This window comes from Roseovarius lutimaris, from assembly GCF_900115165.1.
Lineage (GTDB): Bacteria > Pseudomonadota > Alphaproteobacteria > Rhodobacterales > Rhodobacteraceae > Roseovarius > Roseovarius lutimaris.
Genome location: NZ_FOVP01000010.1, coordinates 36,902 through 58,238 on the forward strand (window position 1 = coordinate 36,902; position 21,337 = coordinate 58,238).

Genomic DNA, 21,337 nt, shown 5'->3' on the forward strand with positions numbered 1-21,337 from the left:
GCAGGCGTCAACCTCTGCGCTTGGCAATCGCGCCGGAAGCGCCTAGGTATTCGGGGAAAGTTATCTGCAAGGAGGGCCCGATGGCCGAGATTAAAGACCCCGAGAACACCATTCTGATCGAACTCAAGGATGGCACCGTCGCGATCGAGCTTTTGACCGATATCGCCCCCGGTCATTGCGAGCGGATGAAAGAGCTGGCGCGTGGTGGCCACTATGACAATGTCGCCTTTCACCGGGTGATTGACGGCTTCATGGCCCAGACCGGCGATGTGCAGCATGCCAATATGGAAAAAGACTATAACCCGCGCATGGCCGGCACCGGCGCAAGCGACCTGCCCAATCTCAAGGCTGAATTTGGCCGCATCCCGCATGATCGCGGCACCATTGGCGCGGCGCGCAGCCAGAACCCCGATAGCGCCAATTCGCAGTTTTTCATCAATTTCAAGGACAACAGTTTCCTGAACGGGCAGTATACGGTCTATGGCCGGGTGCTTTCGGGGATGGAGCATGTGGATAAGATCGCGCGCGGCGAGCCGCCTGCGAACCCGGACCGGATGATCAGCGTAAAGGTGGCCTCTGATGCGTAAGCTGGCGTTCATTCTGTCGCTGCTGGCCGGGCCTGCGTTTGCGTCCGGCTTGCAGATTGAGGTCGAAGGCGAGGCCAACGGCACCATTACCGTCGACCTGCGCGAGGATCTGGCCCCCGGCCATGTCGAACAAATCACCGCACTGGCGGCCGATGGCGCCTATGACGGGGTGGTGTTTCACCGCGTGATCGAGGGTTTCATGGCCCAGACCGGCGACGTGCAATTTGGCAAGATCGGCGGCGATATGTCCCGCGCGGGCACCGGTGCCAGCGACCGGCCCGACCTCAAGGCCGAATTCTCGAAAGAGCGGTTCCTGCGCGGCGTGGTCGGCATGGCGCGGGCACAGAACCCCGACAGTGCCAACAGCCAGTTTTTCATCATGTTCGCGCCGGGCGAGTTTCTGAACGGTCAGTACACCATCGTCGGTGAGGTCACCGACGGGATGGATGTGGTTGATGCGATCAAGCGCGGCAATGGTCCCAACGGGGCCGTTATCGGGCGCCCCGACGTGATGAAAAAGGTCACCGTGATCGAATGATCGCGTGACGCAGGCGACCGGATACGAGCCACTCAATACCCTCAAGCCTTTGGCCGAGGGGGTCTGGATTGTTGATGGGCCTGCGATCAAGGTCTACGGGTTTCCGTTTTCCACCCGCGCCACGATTGTGCGGCTGGAAAACGGCGATCTGTTGGTGCATTCCCCGACGCAGATGACCGAGGAGTTGCGCGCAGAGCTGGATGCGCTTGGCCGGGTCGCGCATCTGATTGCGCCGAACGCTGCGCATTACACACATCTCACCGACTGGCAGGCGGTCTATCCGCGCGCCAGAACCTGGGCCGCGCCCGGTGTGGTGGAGCGGGCGGCGAAAAAGGGTGTCACGCTTCGAATCGAACGGCGGCTAAAGCCGGATCGTGCCGAGGCGCCGTGGAAAGGCCAGCTTGAGCAATTGATCGTGGCGGGCAGCAAGACCCACCGCGAGGCCGTGTTTTTCCACAAGGCGAGCCGGACGCTTATCCTGACCGACCTGATCGTGAATATCGAGACCGCCAAATTACCCGCCCGGTTTCGCCCCTTTGCCTGGCTGAACGGGATTGATGATACCGATGGCAAAACGCCGCCCTTCCTGCGCTGGAGCTTTCGCGACAAAGAGGCGATGGCCGATAGCGTCGAGGCGATGATCGGCTGGGCGCCCGAGCGGATCGTGCTGGCGCATGGGCGGTGCTATATGCGCGACGGCGTGGGCGAGCTTGAGCGCGCCTTTCGCAAGCTTTTGCGGGTGCGCAAGTGGGATCGCATTCTTGGCGACGCCAAAAAGCGCAAGGCGCGTGATGAGGCCGGGCGCGGCTAATCCCTGATCGCTCTGCGTCACATTCGCGTGGGTGGGGCTAGGCAGGTCAGGCGATCCTCGGCATCATCTGTGCATTCAAGGGAGGATGCCGATGACCCGTTTACTGTCGCTGCTGAGCACGCTTTTCCTGATCGCCGGGCTGGCCCATGCCGACCCCGGTTTCTGGCGCAATGAATGGCCTGATACGAATTTCAACAAGACCAGCGTCAACAACTGGGACGAAATCATGTCCGGTGGACCGCCCAAGGATGGCATCCCGGCGCTGAGCAAACCGGAATTCCGCAAGGTCAAATCCGAGCGGCGGATTTCCGGCACGGAGCCGGTGATCACGGTCGAGATCAACGGTGCCACCCCGCGCGCCTATCCGCTGCGCTATCTGACATGGCACGAGATCGTCAACGACAGCATCGGCGGCATTCCGATTGCGGTCACCTTTTGCCCGCTGTGCAATTCCGGCATCACCTTTGACCGGCGCATTGCGCGTGGTACGCTGACCTTCGGGGTTTCGGGCAAGCTGCGCAATTCGGACATGGTGATGTTTGACCGCGAAACCCAGAGCTGGTGGCAGCAGGCGATCGGCGAGGCGATTGTCGGCGATCTGACCGGTACCAGGCTCAAGGCGTTGCCAAGCTGGATGGAAAGTTTTGCCCAGTTCAAATCGCGCAATCCGCAGGGCCTTGTGATGGACGAGCCCGATTATAATCGAAGCTATGGGCGCAATCCCTATGCCGGGTATGACAGCTCGTCGCGGCCGTTTCTCTATACCGGGGGAAACCCGCCACATGGCATCCCGCCGCTTGAACGGGTGGTGCGGGTCGGTGACCGGGCCTGGCCGCTGACGCGTATTCGCGCCGAGGGCGGTGTGCGCGAGGCGGGGGTTAACATCACCTGGGAAAAGGGCCAGGCCTCGGCGCTTGATCACGCGACCATCGCCAAGGGGCGCGATGTGGGCACGGTGCGGGTGCGCGACGGGCAGGGGCGCGATCTGGCGCATGACGTGATGTTCGCCTTTGCCTTTCACGCCTTTTGGCCCAAGGGCCGCTGGATGATCCGCTGATCTCCTGACCACCCTATTTGAACGCTAAGCTTGACTTTGAGGCGCCGCACCCTCATATGCCAGTCAACCGACATTTCCTGCCGCGTGAGCAGTGCCGCCAAAAATTGGCCGCCTAGTAATGAAATGTCGCGGATTAATCCCAAAATCACGCGTGGGGTCAAACGTCTGCTGGGCAGCGGGGCAATCGGCCTTGGGCTTTGGTGCAGGCGCAACCACGATAGCGGGCGGCCATGGGGCCTGTCCGTCACGGTCTGCGGCATTTGCCCGGGCCCGAAAGGATATGAATTGAACCTTTTTCAGGAAATGGGTCTGCCGACCGAGCTTGTGCGCAAACTTGGCGCCATGGGCATCACCGAGCCGACACCGATCCAGACCCACGCCATCCCGCATGCCCTCAATGGCTTTGACGTGATGGGGCTGGCCCAGACAGGCACCGGCAAAACCGCCGCCTTTGGTCTGCCGTTGCTGGCGCAGCTTATTGAAATGCCCGGAAAACCCGCGCCTAAATCCGTGCGCAGCCTGATCCTTGCGCCGACCCGTGAATTGGCCGGTCAAATCCGCGATTCGCTTTTCCCGCTGGTCAAGGACACGCCGATCAAGATCGGTGTCGTGGTTGGCGGCACTTCGATCAACGCCCAGATCAAGCGGCTTGATCGCGGCACCGATATTCTTGTGGCCACACCCGGTCGTCTGCTTGACCTGTTGGATCGCCGCGCGCTGCGGCTTGACGAGACCCGCTTTCTGGTGCTCGACGAGGCCGATCAGATGCTTGATCTCGGCTTTATCCACGCGCTGCGCCGGATCGCCAGCCTGATCCCGGCAGAGCGTCAGACCATGCTGTTTTCGGCCACCATGCCCAAGCAGATGGAAGAGATCGCCGGCACCTACCTCACCCACCCCAAGCGGGTTCAGGTCAGCCCGCCGGGCAAGGCCGCCGACAAGATCACGCAAGAGATTCACTTTGTTGCCAAAGCCGCCAAGCCCGATCTGCTGATCGAAATGCTGGGCAAGCACAAGGACGAGCTGGCGCTTGTGTTCGGGCGCACCAAGCATGGCTCGGACAAGCTTGCGCGCAAGCTTGAACAGGCCGGATTCAAGGTTGCCGCGATCCATGGCAACAAAAGCCAGGGCCAGCGGGATCGGGCGTTGAAAGCGTTCCGCGATGGTCAGGTCAAAGTGCTTGTCGCCACCGATGTGGCGGCGCGCGGGCTTGATATCCCGGACGTCAAGCACGTCTATAACTTCGAGCTTCCGAATGTGCCGGATAACTATATCCACCGCATCGGGCGGACGGCACGTGCCGGTCGCGATGGCTGTGCGATTGCCTTTTGCGCCCCCGATGAAATGGGCGAATTGAAGGATATTCAAAAGGTTATGGGGATCTCGATCCCGGTTGCCTCTGGTCGCCCGTGGGAGGGCCTGCCGGATCCCAAGGCCAAGAAACAACCCTCTGGCCGGGGTGGCCCGCGTCGTCGCAGTGGCGGCGGTGGTGGCGGCAAGCCCGGTATGGGGCAGGGAAAACCCGGCGGCAATCGCCGTCGCGGCAAGCCCGGCGGTGGCCCGCGCGCCAACGCGGCCTGAACACTCAAACGGCGCCGGGAAAACCCTCGGCGCCGTTTTTTCGATCCGGTATCAGGTGCCGCAAAAGGTGTTTTGCACCACTTCGGCGGGCTCTGGCGGGCGGGCAAGATCGCTGGCCTCCGGCTGATCCTGATAGGGATTTTCCAGCACCTTCAAAAGCCGCTCGAACGGGGCAAAATCGCCTGAAACGGCGGCCTCGATCATCTGTTCAATCCGGTGATTGCGCGGGATAAAGGCGGGGTTGGCCATGGCCATCACGGCCTCTGGGTCAGCTTCGGCTTTCAAACGCGCGCGCCATTGCGCCTCCCAGTTGTCAAATGCCGCCGGATCAAGAAACTGATCGCGCGCGTGCCCCGTGAGAAGGGCACGGAACGTATTGGTAAAATCGGCGCGGTTATCGGCCATCCGCGCCAGAAGATCACCGATCAGCGGGGCATCGGCCGCACCGGCCTTGGCAATCCCGATCTTGCGGCCAAAGGCACGGCGCCATTCGGTTTCGATCTGATCGGGCATGGCGTGGACCAGCGCGGTGAAGTCCTCGATCGCCTCATCCTGATCGGGCATCAGCGGTACAAGCGCCGTGGCAAGCTGTGCCATGTTCCAGACGATGACATGCGCCTGATTGTCGTAAGAGTAGCGCCCCTGAACGTCGATTGAGCTGAACACCGTCTGAGGGTGGAACACATCCATGAAGGCACAGGGGCCGTAATCTATGGTCTCGCCCGAGATCGCGGTATTGTCGGTGTTCATCACGCCGTGAATAAAGCCCACTGACATCCAGCCCGCGACAAGTTTTGCCTGACGGCGGATCACCTCGGCCAGCAAATGCGCCGGGCCTTCGACCTGCGGAAAATGCCGCGCGACCGTATAGTCATAAAGCGCGCGCAGCCCGTCCAGATCGCGGCGCGCGGCGAAATACTGAAACGTGCCGACGCGCAGATGGCTGGCCGCAACCCGCGTCAGGATCGCACCGGGCAGACCGCCTGCCTCGCGGTAAACCGCCTCGCCGGTGGCGACGGCGGCAAGGGCGCGTGTCGTTGGCAGGCCAAGCGCATGCATCGCCTCGGACACCACATATTCGCGCAGCACCGGCCCAAGCCAGGCCCGCCCGTCGCCCATCCGGCTATAGGGGGTGGGGCCAGAGCCCTTGAGCTGAATATCGCGGCGCTCACCGGCGCGATCAACCACCTCGCCAAGCAAAAGCGCGCGACCATCGCCAAGCTGTGGGGAAAAGCCGCCAAACTGATGCCCGGCGTAAACCTGCGCCAGCGGCTCGGAGCCTGGGGCGACAAGATTGCCGGCCAGCACCGCTGCGATCTCGTCTGCACCGCCCGGCACAATGCCCAGATCCCGCGCCAAAGCGTCGTTGAACCGGATCAGATGCGGGGCCTTCACGGGCACGGCGGTCTGGTGGGTAAAGAAACGCGCAGGCAAGCGCGCATAGGTGTTCTGAAAGGGGATATTCATGGTCATTGACCTAAGGTAAACCATTCGCTGAAAATTGCTACATCTCACGGGTCAGTAAACTGTAATCATCTCGTGGCAAGAACCGCAGTTTTTCATAAAGTTTGCGCGCCCTTGTGTTATCGCGCCGCACTTCGAGGTGCAGCGCCTTCAATCCCGCCCCGGCAAGCGCCTTGGGCAGGGCGCTCATCACCTCGCTGCCAATGCCGCGCCCGCGCACACCGGGGCGGATATAAAGCTCATCGACAAAGCCGTCGAGACCGGCGAATTCCACCGACCAGCCAAAGCTGATGACGATATAGCCGATCGGCGCGCGCCCGGGCCCGATAAGATAGATCGCACCATGCGGGCTTCCTTCCAGAAGCGGCATCAGCGCGGCGTGGCGCTTGGCCTCGTCCTGGGTAATGTCGGCCTCTTGGTGAAAGGCGCGTACAAGCGCGGCGAGGCGGTCGAAATCCTCGGGTTTTGCCAGATTAAGCGCCGTCATAGCCGGGCCAGCCTTTCTATCAGAAGGTCAAAAAAACCATTTGCATCAATATCATGGATAAAGGTCGCATTGGGCGGGCGGTCGGTGCACCCCCACCAGTCGGTGACGGTCATGCCCATGGTCAACTCTGATTGGGTTTCAATCACAACATTCACCCGGCGGCCCTTAAACAGGTCAGGCTTGAGCAGCCAGGCAATTGTGCAGGGATCATGCAGCGGCGCGCCGTCCTCACCATAGCGGTCGGGGTTGTAGCGTTCGAAAAAGCCGGTCAACTCGGCCACGGCGCGGCCAACCGGGGTGCCGATGGCGCGGATGGCGGCGTTGCGTGCGCGGGTCACGAGCGCCTTATGGGTCACATCAAGCGGCATCATCACAAGCGGCACGCCCGCGCCAAAGACGATCTCTGCGGCGTGCGGATCAACGTGGATATTGAACTCGGCCACCGGTGTGACATTGCCTTGGGCAAAATGCGCGCCACCCATAAGAACGATTTCCTTTACCTTTTCAATGATATCCGGGGCGTTCTTGAAGGCGGTCGCGATATTGGTCAGCGGCCCGATCGGCACAAGTGTCACGCTCTTGGCGGGGCGCTCGCGCAGGGTGTCGATGATGAAATCGACCGCATGTTTGTCCTGAAGCGGCATGGTGGGTGCGGGCAGGGTTGGCCCGTCAAGCCCGGAGCGGCCATGCACATGCTCCGCCGTCACAAGGTCGCGGCCAAGGGGGCGATCACATCCGGCAAAGACAGGCACATCACCTTTGTCCGCCAACTCGCAGATAATGCGCGCATTTATCGTGGTAAGCTCAAGCGGTACATTGCCCGCGACACAGGTGATGCCCAGCACCTCAAGCGCATCGGGACAGGCCAGAGCCAGCAAAATCGCCACGGCATCGTCCTGGCCGGGGTCTGTGTCGATGATGATCTGGCCTGCGGTCATTGCGCCCTCGTTTGATTGCTCGGACCATGCGGCGGGCGCGCGCAAATGTCCACCGGTCTGGGGCGGGGCTGCGCGTTGCTTCGCTGATTACCCGCAGAGCGCGAATCAAATTGATGCCGCGCCGCAGAATTCCCAAAACGCCGCCGCGAATGGCGGCATGAGAGGGCGTTTGTCAGCCAAATCATGACCCGAAGGTCAAATATTTCATATATTTCCGCCCCTTGGGTCCGGCTTTCTGTTTGGGTTTTGCGCCATTGTGCGTATAGTCATGCCAACTGCCGCAACCTAAAAAACAAAATGGCCGGGGGAGAAACCACCGATGATCCGATCGGAACTGATTCAGAAACTTGCCGATGAAAACCCGCATCTCTATCAGCGTGACGTCGAGCGTATCGTAAACACCATTTTCAACGAAATCACCGACGCAATGGCCGGCGGTAACCGGGTTGAGCTGCGTGGTTTTGGCGCCTTTTCGGTGAAACGGCGCGATGCGCGCGTCGGGCGCAACCCGCGCACCGGTGAAAGCGTGCATGTCGAGGAAAAGCACGTGCCGTTCTTCAAGACCGGCAAGCTTTTGCGTGACCGGCTGAACGGGAAGTAATCCATGCGCTATATCCGCTATGCCTCGATTGCGATTTTCGCCATTGCCCTTGTTCTGATCGCGCTTGCCAACCGCGCGCCGGTGACGCTTCGGGTGCTGCCGGATGAAATGGCGGGATTGGCGGCGCTGAACCCCACTTATGATCTGCCGCTGTTTCTGGTGATCTTCATCGGCATTCTGGCCGGTCTGATCGTCGGGTTCATCTGGGAATGGATTCGCGAGGCGGGCGAACGCGCCGCCGCCGCCCGCCAGATGCGCGAACTTGCCAGCCTGCGCGCCGAGGTCAAGCGCCTCAAAGGCGAAAAGCATCGCGGCAAGGATGAGGTTCTGGCGCTTTTGGACGAAGCCAGCTAAAAGGCCGCATGTCCAAAGCGATCCGTGTGAAAATCTGTGGCCTGACCGCCGCGCCCGATGTCTCTGCCGCTGTTGCGGCGGGGGCGTCTTACGTCGGGTTCGTGTTTTTTGAAAAATCCCCGCGCCATCTGGGGCTGGCGCAGGCCGCGGCGCTTGCGCTTGCCACCCCCCCCGGCGTGGCCAAGGTAGCGCTGACGGTGGATGCGGATGATGCCGCACTTGATGCGCTGAGTGCCGCCGTGCCGCTCGATTTCCTTCAGCTTCACGGTCACGAGACCCCCGAGCGGGTGCAACATATCAAGGCACGCTATGGCCTGCCGGTGATCAAGGCAATTGGCGTGGCGGGGGCCGATGACTTGCCCCAGATCGACGTTTACGCCCGCGTCGCGGATCAGCTTTTGATTGATGCCAAGCCACCCAAGGGCGCCGCCCGGCCGGGCGGCAATGCGCTTGCCTTTGACTGGTCGCTGATCGCGGGGCGCCGCTGGACCGTGCCCTGGCTTTTGGCGGGCGGGCTTGGCCCGGACAACGTGGCCGAGGCGATCACCCTGACCGGCGCGCGGCAGGTGGATGTGTCGTCGGGGGTCGAGAGTGCGCCGGGCGTCAAGGATCCGGCCCTTATCCGTGCTTTCATGGAGGCCGCAAAATGCAGCTGATCTTTCGTCCTGCGCGCCGCGAGGATGTGGCGGCTGTGGTCGCCTTGCTGGCCGATGACCAATTGGGGCAGGGGCGGGAACGCGACGATTCTGCGATCTATCTTGCGGCGTTTGACGCGATGCAGGCCGAGGGCAACAACCATCTCATCGTCGGGGTCGACGAGGCCGAAACCGTGCTGGCAACCTATCAGCTCACCTTTATCAGCGGGCTGTCGCTCGCGGCGGCACGCCGCGCCCAGGTTGAATCGGTGCGTATCGCCAGTTCTATGCGCGGTCAGGGACTTGGTCATCAGATGTTTTCGGATGTCGAGGCCCGTGCACGCGCTGCGGGCTGCGCTCTTATCCAGCTCACGATGAATCAGACCCGCACCGACAGCCGCCGATTCTACGAAAGCCTTGGCTTCACCGCCTCTCATTTCGGGTTCAAACGCGCCCTCGATTGAGCGGCCCGGTTGACAGGCCCGCGCGCAGGTCGGATGCTTTGCCCGAAACCGACCGGAGGCCAGAATGACCCGCAATCCCGATGATCTGAGCGATGTCTACGGCGCCAAAACGCCGGATCAGTCGCGCGCGCTTTATAATGATTGGGCGCAAAGTTATGATGCCGACAATCTGGCACGCGGCTTTCGCTTGCCCGCGCTTGGCGCGGCAATGTTTGCGCGCCATATGGGGCGCGCTGACGGGCCGGTGCTTGATGCGGCCTGCGGCACCGGCCTTGTCGGGGAAAGCCTTGCGGTTCTGGGCTATGGGCCGATCACCGGCTGTGATTTGTCGCCCGGCATGCTGGCGGCGGCGCAAAAGACCGGGGCTTACCACGATCTGGTCCTGGCCGATATGGGCGCGGGGCTGGCGTTTGAGGATGACACATTCGCAGGCTTTACCTGCCTTGGCGCCTTTGGCCCCGGTCATGCGCCGCCCGAAAGCCTTATCCACCTGAGCCGGGTCATTCGCCCTGGCGGAATCGGAGTGTTCAACCTTCTGGATGCCAGCTGGATAGAGCAGGGGTTTCAATCGGTACTGGAATCGCTGGTCGATAGCGGTCAGGTTCAGATTATCCAGCGCTCGGCATCCTTCCTGCCGTTCCTGCTGGCCGAACCCGATCTGTGGTCGCGGCTCTATGTGATCCGCCGCAGCTAAGCGCGACATAGATTTTTCGCAGAAAAATCGCGGCTGCGGCACAGCCGCTTTTCGCTGGAAAATCCTGACGGCCTCCCATATTCATCCTCAATACATCCAGGATGAGAAGGCCCTTGCAATGAACGATCTTTTCAACAGCTTCATGACCGGCCCCGATGAAAAGGGCCGCTTTGGCGAATTTGGCGGGCGGTTCGTGTCGGAAACCCTGATGCCGCTTATTCTGGAGCTTGAAGAGCAATATGAACGCGCCAAGACGGATGATGAATTCTGGGCCGAAATGCACGACCTCTGGACGCATTATGTTGGCCGTCCCAGCCCGCTTTATTATGCCGACCGCCTGACCCGGCATTTTGGCGGGGCCAAGATCTATCTCAAGCGCGACGAGCTCAATCATACCGGCGCGCATAAGATCAACAACGTGCTGGGGCAGATCATCCTGGCGCGGCGCATGGGCAAGAAACGCATCATCGCCGAAACCGGCGCCGGGCAGCACGGCGTCGCCACGGCGACGGTCTGTGCCAAATTCGGCCTGAAATGCGTGGTCTATATGGGCGCGCATGATGTCGAGCGTCAGGCGCCGAACGTGTTTCGCATGCGGCTTCTGGGGGCCGAGGTGGTGCCGGTCACCTCCGGGCGAGGCACGCTCAAGGACGCGATGAACGATGCGCTGCGCGATTGGGTCACCAATGTGCGCGATACCTTCTATTGCATCGGCACGGTTGCCGGCCCGCACCCTTATCCGGCAATGGTGCGTGATTTTCAGTCGATCATCGGCAAGGAAGTGCGCGAACAGATGCAGGCCGCCGAAGGCCGCCTTCCCGACACGCTTATTGCGGCGATTGGGGGCGGGTCAAACGCCATGGGCCTGTTCTATCCGTTCCTTGACGACAAGGAGGTCAATATCATCGGGGTCGAGGCCGGCGGCAAGGGCGTGAATGCCAAGATGGAGCATTGCGCCTCGCTGACCGGCGGTCGGCCGGGAGTCTTGCATGGCAACCGCACCTATCTTTTGCAGGATGACGATGGCCAGATCCTTGAGGGACATTCGATTTCCGCAGGGCTTGATTATCCCGGCATCGGCCCCGAACATAGCTGGCTGCATGAAACCAAGCGCGCGCAATATGTCTCGATCACCGACAAGGAGGCGCTTGAGGCGTTTCAGCTCAGCTGTGAGAAAGAGGGCATCATCCCGGCGCTTGAGCCGAGCCATGCGCTTGCCCATGTGATGAAAATCGCGCCAAACCTGCCGAAAGATCACCTTCTGGTGATGAATATGTGCGGACGCGGCGACAAGGATATCTTCACCGTCGCCAAACATCTCGGCTTTGACATGAGTGGCGCCTGAACGCGCCGTGGTCCGGCTGGTGCATGGCGCCGGCCGGGCCTTTCGCCGGGGTCATTGCGTCTTGGCGTTCGCCTCAAGCACGGCCAAGGGCACAATATCAAGCGCACGCATGTGGGTGGCCGAAAGCCGCACCTTGGGCGCGCAGCCCTCGTCATGGGCCTGCAAAAAGCGCGCGGCACACAGGCACCATTGATCGCCCGGCTTGAGACCGGCAAAGCCAAACTCGGGTTTGGGGGTGCTCAGGTCGTTGCCGACATATTTTGAATAGGCCAGAAATTCGGCGGTCATCAACGCACAGACCGTGTGGCTTCCCTGATCCTGGGCGCAGGTGTTGCAATGCCCGTCACGGAAGAACCCGGTGACGGGCGCGTTTGAGCAGGGCTCAAGATCCGTGCCCATGACATTGATGGCGGGGTCTTTTTCAATCATCGCGCGCGCCTCTCTTTCGGGGTCGAGCCTAGCGTGGAATACGGCCCCGTCAATGCCCGCCTATAGCGCGGCGCTGATCGCGCGCAGCATGGCAATATTGGCGTCATGCGCGCCAGGCTCGCGAAAATTGCGGTCGGCGGCGGTGACGACGATCACCACATCGCTGTTCTGGTCGATGAAAATATACTGGCCATAGATCCCGCGCGCGATGAATTGGCCGTCGGGTGCGCCCTTGGGAACCCACCACTGATAGCCATAGCCAATCTTGCCTGGCAGGGTTGGCGCGCTGGCGCGGGTCGAGGCGCGCAGCCAATCGCCGGGCACCACCTGCTGGCCCTGCCACTGGCCCATCTGTTCCACCATAAGGCCAAAGCGGGCGTAATCGCGGGTGGTGAGGTTCAGCCCGCCAAGAGCAAAGGCCACGCCTTCGCCATCGGTCAGATAATAGGGCTCTGCCTCAAGCCCGAGCGGCGCGATGATCTTTTCCGACAAGAGATCGGCAAGGCCGCGACCCGTTGCGCCGCGCAGCACCATGGCAAGCACATGGGTGTCGATCGAGACATATTTCCAGCGCGTGCCAGGGTCGGTGTCACGCGCGGTCAGCCCGGCGGCAAAGCCATCCATCGTGCCGCCAAGCGCAATCACCCGGCCCATCCGGTTGATATCGGAGTTATAGTCGAGATAATCCTCGTCAAAGGTCACGCCGCTGGTCATCTGCAACACATTGCGGATCGTGGCGCCGTCATAGGCGCTTCCTTTCAGCAGCGGCGCGTAGGCGGTGACCTGATCATCCAGCGAGGCGATCTTGCCCTCGGACACGATCACCCCGAAGAGCGCCGAAAGAAAGCTTTTGGCCATCGACCAGCTTATCCGGCGATCCATCCGCGCAGTGCCGAGGTAATAGCTTTCATGGACGATTTCACCGGCCTTGATGGCCAAAAGCGAGGTGACATGGCGCCCGGCAATCCAATCGGCAACCTCCGGCGGCAGGGTGGCCGGGGCGCCATCGGGCAGAGGTGACACCGGGCCATCGCCACGCGAAACCGGACGATGCAGAAAGGCGCGATCCATATGCGAGAAGTTGTGGACGATCTTGTCTTCGGAAAACAGGCTGTTGACCGCCAGAAGCCGGGCGATCTCATCGCGTTTCCAGATGCCGACCACTGCGGCGGCAAGCGCCAGCACAAGCAGGATTCGCGCCGTCCATTTCAAAAATACTCGCATAGCCACCCCCCCTGTTTTGGGCACAGGAAACCAGTCAGATGACAGCTTTGCAAGCGTGACGCAGCGGCGCAATCCGTTAGCGAAACTTGTCCATCAGCTTTTGCATCGCACTTCGCTCGTCGGGCGTGGGCGGCTCTTCCGCCTTTCCAGGCGGCCTCGCCTTGCTTTGCGGCGCGGGTTTGGGCTTTGCGGCGCGCGGCGGCGTCAGGCGCTGTGCGACGGTGTTCAGAAACCGGTCGGCTTTATCTTCGGCCAGCCAGGGCGCGCCCTCCGATATCCCGCGCATGAGATCATCAAGCCAATCGGCATCCGCCTTGGCGAAATCCTGTAGCACGAACTGGGCCACGCGATCCTTGTGACCGGGATGGCCGATGCCAAGCCGGACCCGGCGGTAAGCCTCGCCGATATGCTGATGGATCGAGCGCAACCCGTTGTGGCCCGCGTGCCCGCCGCCCTGTTTCACCTTCAGTTTGCCGGGGGCAAGGTCAAGCTCGTCGTGAAAGACCGTCACATCGCCGGGCGTCAGTTTGTAAAACCGGATCGCTTCGCCGACCGATTGCCCGCTCAGGTTCATGAAGGTGCCGGGTTTCAGCAAGATCACCTTGGTGCCGCCAAGCGTGCCTTCCGAGACATGGCCCTGAAACCTGGCGCGCCAGGGGCCAAAGCCGTGTTCCTCTGCGATCCGATCCAGCGCCATGAAACCGATATTATGGCGGTTTTTCTCGTATTTTGCGCCGGGATTGCCCAGACCCACGAACAGCTGCATTGCCGATGCCCTCTTATTTGGTGATGTTGGTCTACGCCGCGATGCGCGGGGAATCAACGGGCAGAGGGTGGGCCGATGGCAGAGTTCGAAATAGAGGGCATTCATCTTTCGGTGCCCGATGAAATGCTGAACCCGAAGCTGTCCGGGAAGCTTTCGACGGGCGGCTATGAGGCCCATGAGGCCCATGCCGCAAGGATGCGCCTGCGCGAGGGGCAGCGGGTGCTAGAGCTTGGCTCGGGGATTGGCTATATCGCCTCGGTCTGCGCGAGCATCACCGGCCCGGAAAATGTGACCACGGTCGAGGGCAACCCGAGCATGTTGCCCGTCATCAAGAGCAATCTGGAGCGCAACGGGTTTGGCGCCGTGACGGTGTTGCATGGCGCGGTTGGTGGCATGAAGAGTGGCGCCGATCCGATTGAATTTGATAATAAAAAGACATTCTGGGCCGCGCGGATCGCGGATGTGGATACCGCGCCTGACGCTGTCGTCAGCGTGCCGCATCTGGGGTTGGGCGATCTGCTCGTGACCTGTCGGCCGCATGTGGTGATTATGGATATCGAGGGCGCCGAAGAGCATCTTTTCGATGCTCCCTGGCCGGGATTCGTGCGCTCGGTGATGATGGAATTGCACCCGGGGCGCTATTCGGACGTTGTGATCAAGCGGATCGTCGATTGCATGTCAGAATCGGGGCTGACCTATGATCCGGGGCCGTCGCGTGGCCGCATCCTCGGGTTTCGCCGGGTGCGCGACAGATAACGGCGCCACGAAAAAACGCGGCCCGTTGCGGGGCCGCGTTTCTCGATAACAGTGCCAAAGGGCAGGGCGGTCTTACGCCTCTTCGTCTTCGGCCACTTCGGTGGCCTCGACTGCATCATCTTCGTCTTCGTCATCGCCACTCGATTTCAGAGCCGAGGGCGCCGAAACGTTACAGATCACAAAGTCGCGGTCGCTGATGACCAGCTTGCTGCCTTCCGGAAGCTCTACGTCAGAGATGGTGACAGTGTCGCCAACGTTTTCAACCTTGGCCATATCGACGGTCAGGTGATCGGGAATATCGCCCGCGGTCACAAGCATTTCGACCTCGTTGCGCACAACGGTCATGACACCGCCCTTACGGATCGCGGGGCAGTCTTCGAGGTTGATGAACTCAACCGGGATGAACAGGTTGATCTTGGTGGTGCGGCGCAGGCGCATGAAATCGACATGCGTCGGAAGGTCTTTGACCACATCGCGCTGAACGTCGCGGCAGATCACCCGAACGTCGTCGTGCCCTTCAACCTGAAGGTTGAACAGGGTCGACTTGAAGCGGCCTTTTTTCAGGCGCTTCAACAGGACGTTGAACGGGATGTTGATCGGAAGCGGATCGACGTCGCCACCAAAAACGATACCCGGAACCATACCGGCGCGACGCGCCTGACGAGCGGCGCCCTTGCCTGTCCCCGTGCGTTCCTGGGCCTGAAGATCAGGAATTTCTCCAGCCATGATAATTCTCCATCAATAAGGGCGGGGCTCCTCCAAGGCTGTAGCCCCGCGGTAAGGCCTGTGCCTATAGACCACGAGGCGCGCTTTGGAAAGGGCAAATCTCGTGGCCCTGACATGGCGGCCGGGCGTTATTCCCAATCCCCGGCAAAGCCTTTGGGAATCATCAGGATATCGCGGTCAAGTTTGCCCACATCGGTGCGCCCAGAGAGGCCCATGCTGCTGTCAAGTTCCTTGTGGATGACCTCAAGCGCGCGGGTCACGCCCGCTTCGCCCATGGCACCCAGGCCATAGACAAAGGCGCGCCCGATATAGGTGCCGCTGGCGCCCATCGCCATCGCCTTGAGCACGTCCTGACCCGAGCGGATACCGCTGTCGAGATGCACCTCGATCTTGTCGCCGACCGCATCCATGATCGCGGGCAGGGCGCGAATGGCCGAAATCGCACCGTCAAGTTGTCGGCCGCCGTGGTTTGACACGATAATTGCATCCGCCCCCACATTTAGCGCCTCGCGCGCATCGCGCGGGTCCATGATGCCCTTGATGATCAGCGGGCCGTCCCACATCTTGCGAAACTCGCGGATGCGGTCCCAGTTGAGCGCCTGATCAAACGCTTCCGATGTCCAGCTGCTAAGGGATGAGGGGTCGCTGACGCCTTTGGCATGGCCGACGATATTGCCGAAGAAGCGCCGCTTGGTGCCAAGCATGCCAAGGCCCCATTGCACCTTGGTCATCATGTTGGTGACCGATTTCACGGTCAATTTGGGCGGGGCCGAGAGGCCGTTTTTAAGGTCTTTATGGCGCTGACCCTGGAGTTGCAGATCAACCGTGATCATCGCTGCCGAGCATTTGGCGTCTTTGGCGCGATCAAACAGGCGTTGCATGAAGTCATCGTCCTTGAGGGTGTAAACCTGCATCCAGAACGGCTTGGTGGTGTTTTCGGCCACATCCTCGATGCTACAGATCGACATCGTTGAAAGGGTGAAAGGCACGCCGAATTTCTCGGCGGCGCGGGCGGCCTTGATCTCGCCATCGGCGCATTGCATGCCGGTCAACCCAACCGGGGCAAGGCCGACCGGCATCGACACATCCTGTCCGATCATCTTGGTCGCGGTGGTGCGCCCGGTCATGTCGATGGCGACCCGCTGGCGCAGATATATCTGATCGAAATCGCTGGTGTTTTCGCGAAAGGTCTGTTCGGTCCAGCTTCCGGATTCTGCGTAATCGTAGAACATCTTGGGCGCGCGGCGCGCGTAGATCTTTTTGAGGTCGTTGATATTGGTGATCACGGGCATCGGGCGTTCCCCTTTGGAAATTGGTAAAGACCCTTTACCAACGCCAAGGCGAGCGCGCAATCATTCCTGTGGTCGCAGGGTAGGTCAGGGTGGCCTGTCTGTGCACCTCAGGCGCGATGCGCGCCTGCCGCCAGACCGCGCACAAATTCAAGCACGTCGGTCACAGTCTCGCCATCGGCGATCTTGCCGACAATCGCCGAGCCGACAACCGCGCCATCGGCGACGCTGGCGATGGTTTGCGCGGTTTCGGGCGTGCGGATGCCAAAGCCGACGATCACCGGCAGGTCGGTCTGTGCCTTGATGCGGGCCACTTCGGGGCCGACATCGGTGGCCTCGGCCGCCGCCGCACCGGTGATCCCGGTGATCGAGACGTAATAGACAAATCCACTGGTGTTGGTGAGAACCTTGGGCAGGCGTTTGTCATCGGTCGTGGGCGTCGCCAGACGGATAAAGTTGAGCCCGGCCTTTTGCGCCGGAATGCAAAGCTCGTCATCTTCTTCGGGGGGCAGGTCGACCACGATAAGCCCGTCAATCCCGGCGGCCTTGGCATCGGTCAGAAACTTGTCAACGCCGCGATTGTAGATCGGGTTGTAATAGCCCATCAGGACAATCGGCGTTGTGTCGTCGGCCTTGCGAAACTCGGTTGCCATCTCAAGCGTGCGGCTCAGGGTCATGCCCGCGGCGAGGGCGCGCTGCCCGGCAAGCTGAATGGTGGGGCCATCGGCCATCGGATCGGTAAAGGGCACGCCCAGTTCGATGATGTCAACGCCGGCCTCGGGCAGCCCCTGCATGATCTTGAGGGCGGTGTCATAATCGGGATCTCCGGCCATGATATAGGACACAAAGGCTTTCTTGCCCGCAGCTTGCAATTCGGCGAATTTGGCGTCGATCCGAGTCATCTTTACTACCCTCTGTTGTTGCCTACCGTTTGGGGCAGCACGCGGCGGAAATCAATGGCAAGTGAAAGGTTTTCGCATTGGAGCGCTGTGATTTGGACCGGGATTTCCTGAAAAAGGTCAATTTACGTGATGCAGGGCGGGGCGCCATGTTGGGGCCACCAGCGAGGCAGTGAGGCAAAAGCTTGCGTCTTTTACCCTGGACGGTAAGGGCTTTCGGTTGACGATTTCAACACCACACACACACCCTGACATCGGGTCAGGCCCCATAAAACCGGCTCGCGGTGAAGGTCTGTTGGGCAGGACAATGCGAATATTGGCCACGTCAGGACAACGTCAGCCCCTGGGATGGTGAGCCGACGTAGATTGCAGAGCGCTTTATGCTGGCAAAATACATTCCCAGAACAATTGTTGCGCCTGCATCAGCCAAATCGCCAGCCCAAGGGAGGGGCTGACGATGGCCGGGCCGCTACGCGGCTGTTAACCGGCTTGGTGCAACGAGCGAATGTCAGAGTTGGGCTCAACGCGGACATCTGACTTTTTCAGTCAGTTTAAGCTCCAGCCCCCAGACCACCACCGTTTTCCCAACGGCGCGCTTGCGTCTGGGGCGGACTGCCAATAGAAGCGGCGCTGCATGAATAAGGAGAGGCGTCATGGGCTTTAAAATGGGGATCGTGGGGCTGCCCAATGTGGGCAAGTCGACGCTTTTTAATGCGCTGACCAAGACGGCCGCCGCGCAGGCCGCGAATTTTCCGTTCTGCACCATCGAGCCCAACGTCGGCGAGGTCGCCGTGCCCGATGCGCGGCTTGACAAGCTGGCGGCCACTGCGGGCTCCAAACAGATCATCCCGACGCGCATGACCTTCGTCGATATCGCCGGCCTTGTGAAAGGCGCGAGCAAGGGCGAGGGGCTGGGCAACCAGTTTCTGGCCAATATCCGCGAGGTCGATGCCATCGCCCATGTGCTGCGCTGTTTTGAAGACGACGACGTGACCCATGTCGAGGACCGGGTTGATCCGGTGGCAGATGCCGACACGATTGAGACCGAGTTGATGCTGGCGGATCTGGAATCGATCGAAAAGCGCCGCGCCGGTCTGGTGCGCAAGCTTAAGGGCGGCGACAAGGAGGCGGCTACGCAGGATCGACTTTTGGCTGCCGCTCAGGCCGCGCTTGAAGACGGCAGGCCCGCACGCACCGTCGAGGTCGATGCCGAGGATGTCAAAGCCTGGAAAATGCTGCAACTGCTGACCAGCAAGCCGATCCTCTATGTCTGCAACGTCGATGAGGGCAGCGCGGGCACGGGCAATGAATTCTCGGCCCGCGTCGAAGAAATGGCCGCCGAACAGGGCGCCGCGACGGTTGTGATCTCGGCGCAGATCGAAGAGGAAATAAGCCAGCTTGACCCCGAAGAGGCCGAAATGTTCCTGAGCGAAATGGGGCTGGACGAGGCCGGGCTTGATCGCCTTATCCGTGCCGGGTACGAGCTTTTGCATCTGGAAACCTATTTCACCGTCGGCCCGAAAGAGGCCCGCGCCTGGACCATCCCGCAAGGCACGCCTGCGCCCAAGGCGGCAGGCGTCATTCACGGTGATTTTGAAAAAGGCTTTATCCGCGCCGAAACCATCGCCTATGACGATTTTGTCGGGCTGGGAGGCGAGCAAAAGGCCAAGGATGCCGGCAAGATGCGCGCCGAGGGCAAGCAATATGTCGTCAAGGATGGCGATGTGCTGCATTTCCTGTTCAACACCTGAGACCCGTCGGGACAAAATTTTGACAGGCTGTCCGTTTCCCGCATAGGCTGATCTTGATTTGATCAGCCGAGGGGATTTTTCATGTCGCGCAGCAGGCGTTTCACCTTTGCCCTTATCGCCAGCCTCTTGGCCTCGACCCCGGGGTTGGCAAGCCACGACGAGGGCGACGCGATCTGTGGCTCGAACGGGCCAGTGGTGCCAAGGGCAAGCCACATCCCGACCATGGTCGATGTTGAAAATTCCGGTAAACCCTTTGAAACCAAAGCGTTGAACGCGGCCCCCGAGGGCGCGCATATCTTCAACTGGCTGGCGCATGGCGTGTTTCAGGATCGCCCGCGCGATCAGCTTGAAGAGGGCTATGTGATCTCTCTGGAAAAGCTATATGCCGGTGACCGCCTGTCAGGGCCGCAGCATCAAAGAGACATTCTCTACCGCTATGGCGACATGCCCGATGGCCCACCCGAGGATGTGTCGGCGCAACGGGACTTCTGGCTGACGGGGATGTTTTCCGACCCCAAGTTGCAGGTCGTGACCCATATCACCCGCTATGAGAACCGCCGCGCCTGTGGGCTTATGAATGCCTATCAGGCGGCCAGTGCCATGCCGACCTGCGACACCGGGATTGTGCCGGACACTCGCAGCTTCAAATCGGGCGTCGACGCGCTTTTCGAGGTGTTTCTGCGCGACCTTGCCGCGCGGCTCAAACAGGGCAACTTTACCCATATCGTCTTTGCCTCGATGGGCTGGAACAATGATCAGAGGGTTTCGATCTGTCGCTATCGCCAGATCATGCAGATGACCGGGCACGCGATGACGGGCAGGGGGGAGGCGTTTCGCCCGCTGGTGATCGGCATGACATGGTCGTCGTCCTGGAATGCGGCAAGCACATCAAAGCTCGGTCATGCGGCGGGCCATATCGGCAGCGTGTTGAACAAGGCCACTGACAGCGACGAAGCGGGGGTGCTGCATGGCAACCTGATCCTGAACCGGATCATTCCTGCGGCGAATACCGGCGCGCTTCCGGTCGTGGTTCTTGGCCATAGCATGGGCGCGCGTTTTGCCGGGCGGGCCCTGTTTTCGCGGGATCTATTGAAACAGGGGGCGGTTGGGCCTGCCGCCGATCTTGCGGTGTTCCTGCAACCTGCTCACAGCGCCTATCGCTATGGTGGTGACACCTTTGGCGCGCGCGGCAACGAAGGGCACCCCTACGACAGCTACAAGGATCTGCCCGATGCGCAGGTCGTGGTCACCACCTCGCTTTGCGATTTTGCCAATCCCTTTGCGCTCTGGTCGCCCTATCTCGGCGGGCGGCGGGGCTGGAAGGTGGCGTCGCGGGCGGCGTTTGACGAAATCTTTTACCGTCTGGATTGGCGCGGGTCCGAGCCGTGCAAGACAGGCCGCCCGGCACTCAAGCACAGCATCCGCAATGATCCCGCAAGCATGGCGCCGCTGGACACTCTGCCACGCGGCAAGGTCACCCTCGTCAACGCGGGCTTCGTGACCAGTCACAGCGATATTCTTGATCCTGCCATGGGGGCATTTCTGGCGCGTCTTATTTCACGATACGCAGCGCAGTAGGCATTATGTAACCGCGCGGCAAAATCACCGGATCAATTGCAAAAAAAACTCAGAATGGGCCTTGTTCCCGCCCCAAGCTCCAATTAAACGGGTCGACGGAGCTGTGGCCGAGTGGTCGAAGGCGCTCCCCTGCTAAGGGAGTAGGCCCGGAAGGGTCTCGAGGGTTCGAATCCCTTCGGCTCCGCCACTACCCATTGATTTTATTGAATAAAGTCGATGCGTAGCCATTCTACCCACGACCTACCCATGCAAAATTTGATTGATGCTTCACCCTTAGGGCGGGTTATGCAACTAATGGGCAAAACAAACAAAAAGAGGGTCGGGCGTAGATGAACAGTATTATCGGAGTGTTTGGCGGGCATG

23 protein-coding genes and 1 tRNA gene are annotated in these 21,337 nt (G+C 60.9%); 15 read left to right on the forward strand and 9 right to left on the reverse strand.

Features of this window, described 5'->3' with window-relative positions; all coding sequences use genetic code 11:
• Window positions 1-80 precede the first annotated feature (80 nt).
• The 5 genes from BMZ91_RS10005 to BMZ91_RS10025 all read left to right on the forward strand — a co-directional run bounded on the left by BMZ91_RS10005 (window position 81) and on the right by BMZ91_RS10025 (window position 4,574).
• On the forward strand, window positions 81-587 hold the full coding sequence (locus tag BMZ91_RS10005; protein ID WP_092837958.1) for a peptidylprolyl isomerase: 507 nt from the start codon (window positions 81-83) through the stop codon (window positions 585-587).
• Window positions 580-1,125 carry a peptidylprolyl isomerase gene (locus tag BMZ91_RS10010; RefSeq protein ID WP_092837961.1) on the forward strand — a complete coding sequence of 182 codons (546 nt, stop codon included), beginning with the start codon at window positions 580-582 and terminating at the stop codon, window positions 1,123-1,125. Before BMZ91_RS10005 ends, BMZ91_RS10010 begins: the two co-directional genes overlap by 8 nt.
• 4 nt (window positions 1,126-1,129) lie before the next feature.
• Window positions 1,130-1,936, forward strand: coding sequence for a DUF4336 domain-containing protein (locus BMZ91_RS10015; protein WP_092837965.1), 807 nt, complete (start codon window positions 1,130-1,132; stop codon window positions 1,934-1,936).
• 91 nt (window positions 1,937-2,027) lie between these two features.
• Entirely contained in the window at window positions 2,028-2,993 is a 966-nt protein-coding gene (locus BMZ91_RS10020; RefSeq protein WP_092838248.1) for a DUF3179 domain-containing protein, read from the forward strand.
• A gap of 303 nt (window positions 2,994-3,296) precedes the next feature.
• A complete protein-coding gene (locus BMZ91_RS10025; protein ID WP_092838251.1) occupies window positions 3,297-4,574 on the forward strand; it encodes a DEAD/DEAH box helicase in 1,278 nt (425 codons plus the stop codon).
• A 51-nt stretch (window positions 4,575-4,625) separates the two neighbouring features.
• Here BMZ91_RS10025 and BMZ91_RS10030 read toward each other — a convergent pair whose 3' ends face one another.
• From BMZ91_RS10030 to BMZ91_RS10040, 3 genes are read right to left on the reverse strand one after another with little or no spacing between them, the layout of a single operon-like run.
• Window positions 4,626-6,047, reverse strand: a complete 1,422-nt coding sequence (locus tag BMZ91_RS10030) for a protein adenylyltransferase SelO (RefSeq protein ID WP_092837968.1) — start codon at window positions 6,045-6,047, stop codon at window positions 4,626-4,628.
• A gap of 31 nt (window positions 6,048-6,078) precedes the next feature.
• On the reverse strand, window positions 6,079-6,525 hold the full coding sequence (locus BMZ91_RS10035; protein WP_092837971.1) for a GNAT family N-acetyltransferase: 447 nt from the start codon (window positions 6,523-6,525) through the stop codon (window positions 6,079-6,081).
• The gene (locus tag BMZ91_RS10040; protein ID WP_092837975.1) at window positions 6,522-7,463 is read right to left on the reverse strand and encodes a nucleoside hydrolase; all 942 of its coding nucleotides are present in this window, start codon (window positions 7,461-7,463) and stop codon (window positions 6,522-6,524) included. Before BMZ91_RS10040 ends, BMZ91_RS10035 begins: the two co-directional genes overlap by 4 nt.
• A gap of 319 nt (window positions 7,464-7,782) precedes the next feature.
• Here BMZ91_RS10040 and ihfB point away from each other — a divergent pair, with 319 nt between their 5' ends.
• From ihfB to trpB, 6 genes are all read left to right on the forward strand, one after another.
• Window positions 7,783-8,064 carry an integration host factor subunit beta gene (gene ihfB, locus BMZ91_RS10045; protein WP_092837978.1) on the forward strand — a complete coding sequence of 94 codons (282 nt, stop codon included), beginning with the start codon at window positions 7,783-7,785 and terminating at the stop codon, window positions 8,062-8,064.
• A gap of 3 nt (window positions 8,065-8,067) precedes the next feature.
• On the forward strand, window positions 8,068-8,418 hold the full coding sequence (locus tag BMZ91_RS10050; RefSeq protein ID WP_092837981.1) for a LapA family protein: 351 nt from the start codon (window positions 8,068-8,070) through the stop codon (window positions 8,416-8,418).
• An 8-nt stretch (window positions 8,419-8,426) separates the two neighbouring features.
• The gene (locus BMZ91_RS10055) at window positions 8,427-9,074 is read left to right on the forward strand and encodes a phosphoribosylanthranilate isomerase (protein WP_092837984.1); all 648 of its coding nucleotides are present in this window, start codon (window positions 8,427-8,429) and stop codon (window positions 9,072-9,074) included.
• Window positions 9,065-9,517: a GNAT family N-acetyltransferase gene (locus tag BMZ91_RS10060; protein WP_092837987.1), complete on the forward strand. Its 453-nt coding sequence runs from the start codon at window positions 9,065-9,067 to the stop codon at window positions 9,515-9,517. Before BMZ91_RS10055 ends, BMZ91_RS10060 begins: the two co-directional genes overlap by 10 nt.
• Before the next feature lie 64 nt (window positions 9,518-9,581).
• Entirely contained in the window at window positions 9,582-10,211 is a 630-nt protein-coding gene (locus BMZ91_RS10065) for a class I SAM-dependent DNA methyltransferase (RefSeq protein ID WP_092837990.1), read from the forward strand.
• A gap of 118 nt (window positions 10,212-10,329) precedes the next feature.
• Entirely contained in the window at window positions 10,330-11,556 is a 1,227-nt protein-coding gene (gene trpB, locus BMZ91_RS10070; RefSeq protein ID WP_092837993.1) for a tryptophan synthase subunit beta, read from the forward strand.
• Window positions 11,557-11,607: 51 nt separating this feature from the next.
• On the opposite strand, the gene BMZ91_RS10075 is transcribed toward trpB, so the two are convergent.
• The 3 genes from BMZ91_RS10075 to pth all read right to left on the reverse strand — a co-directional run bounded on the left by BMZ91_RS10075 (window position 11,608) and on the right by pth (window position 13,975).
• Window positions 11,608-11,985, reverse strand: a complete 378-nt coding sequence (locus tag BMZ91_RS10075; RefSeq protein WP_092837997.1) for a DUF2237 family protein — start codon at window positions 11,983-11,985, stop codon at window positions 11,608-11,610.
• Between the two features lie 60 nt (window positions 11,986-12,045).
• The gene (locus tag BMZ91_RS10080; RefSeq protein ID WP_092837999.1) at window positions 12,046-13,209 is read right to left on the reverse strand and encodes a serine hydrolase domain-containing protein; all 1,164 of its coding nucleotides are present in this window, start codon (window positions 13,207-13,209) and stop codon (window positions 12,046-12,048) included.
• Window positions 13,210-13,285: 76 nt separating this feature from the next.
• The gene (pth, locus tag BMZ91_RS10085) at window positions 13,286-13,975 is read right to left on the reverse strand and encodes an aminoacyl-tRNA hydrolase (RefSeq protein ID WP_092838002.1); all 690 of its coding nucleotides are present in this window, start codon (window positions 13,973-13,975) and stop codon (window positions 13,286-13,288) included.
• Between the two features lie 75 nt (window positions 13,976-14,050).
• On the opposite strand from pth, the gene BMZ91_RS10090 reads away from it, so the two are divergent.
• Window positions 14,051-14,731: an FkbM family methyltransferase gene (locus tag BMZ91_RS10090; RefSeq protein WP_092838005.1), complete on the forward strand. Its 681-nt coding sequence runs from the start codon at window positions 14,051-14,053 to the stop codon at window positions 14,729-14,731.
• A gap of 72 nt (window positions 14,732-14,803) precedes the next feature.
• On the opposite strand, the gene BMZ91_RS10095 is transcribed toward BMZ91_RS10090, so the two are convergent.
• The 3 genes from BMZ91_RS10095 to trpA all read right to left on the reverse strand — a co-directional run bounded on the left by BMZ91_RS10095 (window position 14,804) and on the right by trpA (window position 17,648).
• Window positions 14,804-15,457, reverse strand: coding sequence for a 50S ribosomal protein L25/general stress protein Ctc (locus BMZ91_RS10095; RefSeq protein ID WP_092838008.1), 654 nt, complete (start codon window positions 15,455-15,457; stop codon window positions 14,804-14,806).
• Window positions 15,458-15,585: 128 nt separating this feature from the next.
• Window positions 15,586-16,749 carry an alpha-hydroxy acid oxidase gene (locus BMZ91_RS10100; protein ID WP_092838011.1) on the reverse strand — a complete coding sequence of 388 codons (1,164 nt, stop codon included), beginning with the start codon at window positions 16,747-16,749 and terminating at the stop codon, window positions 15,586-15,588.
• 107 nt (window positions 16,750-16,856) lie between these two features.
• A complete protein-coding gene (gene trpA / locus BMZ91_RS10105) occupies window positions 16,857-17,648 on the reverse strand; it encodes a tryptophan synthase subunit alpha (RefSeq protein ID WP_092838013.1) in 792 nt (263 codons plus the stop codon).
• Between the two features lie 650 nt (window positions 17,649-18,298).
• On the opposite strand from trpA, the gene ychF reads away from it, so the two are divergent.
• The 3 genes from ychF to BMZ91_RS10120 all read left to right on the forward strand — a co-directional run bounded on the left by ychF (window position 18,299) and on the right by BMZ91_RS10120 (window position 21,161).
• Window positions 18,299-19,396 carry a redox-regulated ATPase YchF gene (gene ychF / locus BMZ91_RS10110; RefSeq protein WP_092838016.1) on the forward strand — a complete coding sequence of 366 codons (1,098 nt, stop codon included), beginning with the start codon at window positions 18,299-18,301 and terminating at the stop codon, window positions 19,394-19,396.
• A gap of 81 nt (window positions 19,397-19,477) precedes the next feature.
• Window positions 19,478-20,974, forward strand: coding sequence for a hypothetical protein (locus tag BMZ91_RS10115; protein WP_092838019.1), 1,497 nt, complete (start codon window positions 19,478-19,480; stop codon window positions 20,972-20,974).
• A gap of 97 nt (window positions 20,975-21,071) precedes the next feature.
• Window positions 21,072-21,161, forward strand: a tRNA-Ser gene (locus BMZ91_RS10120).
• Window positions 21,162-21,337: the final 176 nt, after the last annotated feature.

Coding starts and splice junctions, on each gene's coding strand:
- trpA (WP_092838013.1), bottom strand. CDS start 17,648: ATGACTCGGATCGACGCCAAATTCGCCGAATTGCAAGCTGCGGGCAAG.
- ihfB (WP_092837978.1), top strand. CDS start 7,783: ATGATCCGATCGGAACTGATTCAGAAACTTGCCGATGAAAACCCGCAT.
- BMZ91_RS10010 (WP_092837961.1), top strand. CDS start 580: ATGCGTAAGCTGGCGTTCATTCTGTCGCTGCTGGCCGGGCCTGCGTTT.
- BMZ91_RS10055 (WP_092837984.1), top strand. CDS start 8,427: ATGTCCAAAGCGATCCGTGTGAAAATCTGTGGCCTGACCGCCGCGCCC.
- trpB (WP_092837993.1), top strand. CDS start 10,330: ATGAACGATCTTTTCAACAGCTTCATGACCGGCCCCGATGAAAAGGGC.
- pth (WP_092838002.1), bottom strand. CDS start 13,975: ATGCAGCTGTTCGTGGGTCTGGGCAATCCCGGCGCAAAATACGAGAAA.
- BMZ91_RS10115 (WP_092838019.1), top strand. CDS start 19,478: ATGTCGCGCAGCAGGCGTTTCACCTTTGCCCTTATCGCCAGCCTCTTG.
- BMZ91_RS10060 (WP_092837987.1), top strand. CDS start 9,065: ATGCAGCTGATCTTTCGTCCTGCGCGCCGCGAGGATGTGGCGGCTGTG.
- BMZ91_RS10030 (WP_092837968.1), bottom strand. CDS start 6,047: ATGACCATGAATATCCCCTTTCAGAACACCTATGCGCGCTTGCCTGCG.
- ychF (WP_092838016.1), top strand. CDS start 18,299: ATGGGCTTTAAAATGGGGATCGTGGGGCTGCCCAATGTGGGCAAGTCG.
- BMZ91_RS10050 (WP_092837981.1), top strand. CDS start 8,068: ATGCGCTATATCCGCTATGCCTCGATTGCGATTTTCGCCATTGCCCTT.
- BMZ91_RS10100 (WP_092838011.1), bottom strand. CDS start 16,749: ATGCCCGTGATCACCAATATCAACGACCTCAAAAAGATCTACGCGCGC.
- BMZ91_RS10005 (WP_092837958.1), top strand. CDS start 81: ATGGCCGAGATTAAAGACCCCGAGAACACCATTCTGATCGAACTCAAG.
- BMZ91_RS10040 (WP_092837975.1), bottom strand. CDS start 7,463: ATGACCGCAGGCCAGATCATCATCGACACAGACCCCGGCCAGGACGAT.
- BMZ91_RS10095 (WP_092838008.1), bottom strand. CDS start 15,457: ATGGCTGGAGAAATTCCTGATCTTCAGGCCCAGGAACGCACGGGGACA.
- BMZ91_RS10090 (WP_092838005.1), top strand. CDS start 14,051: ATGGCAGAGTTCGAAATAGAGGGCATTCATCTTTCGGTGCCCGATGAA.
- BMZ91_RS10020 (WP_092838248.1), top strand. CDS start 2,028: ATGACCCGTTTACTGTCGCTGCTGAGCACGCTTTTCCTGATCGCCGGG.
- BMZ91_RS10035 (WP_092837971.1), bottom strand. CDS start 6,525: ATGACGGCGCTTAATCTGGCAAAACCCGAGGATTTCGACCGCCTCGCC.
- BMZ91_RS10080 (WP_092837999.1), bottom strand. CDS start 13,209: ATGCGAGTATTTTTGAAATGGACGGCGCGAATCCTGCTTGTGCTGGCG.
- BMZ91_RS10065 (WP_092837990.1), top strand. CDS start 9,582: ATGACCCGCAATCCCGATGATCTGAGCGATGTCTACGGCGCCAAAACG.
- BMZ91_RS10025 (WP_092838251.1), top strand. CDS start 3,297: ATGGGTCTGCCGACCGAGCTTGTGCGCAAACTTGGCGCCATGGGCATC.
- BMZ91_RS10075 (WP_092837997.1), bottom strand. CDS start 11,985: ATGATTGAAAAAGACCCCGCCATCAATGTCATGGGCACGGATCTTGAG.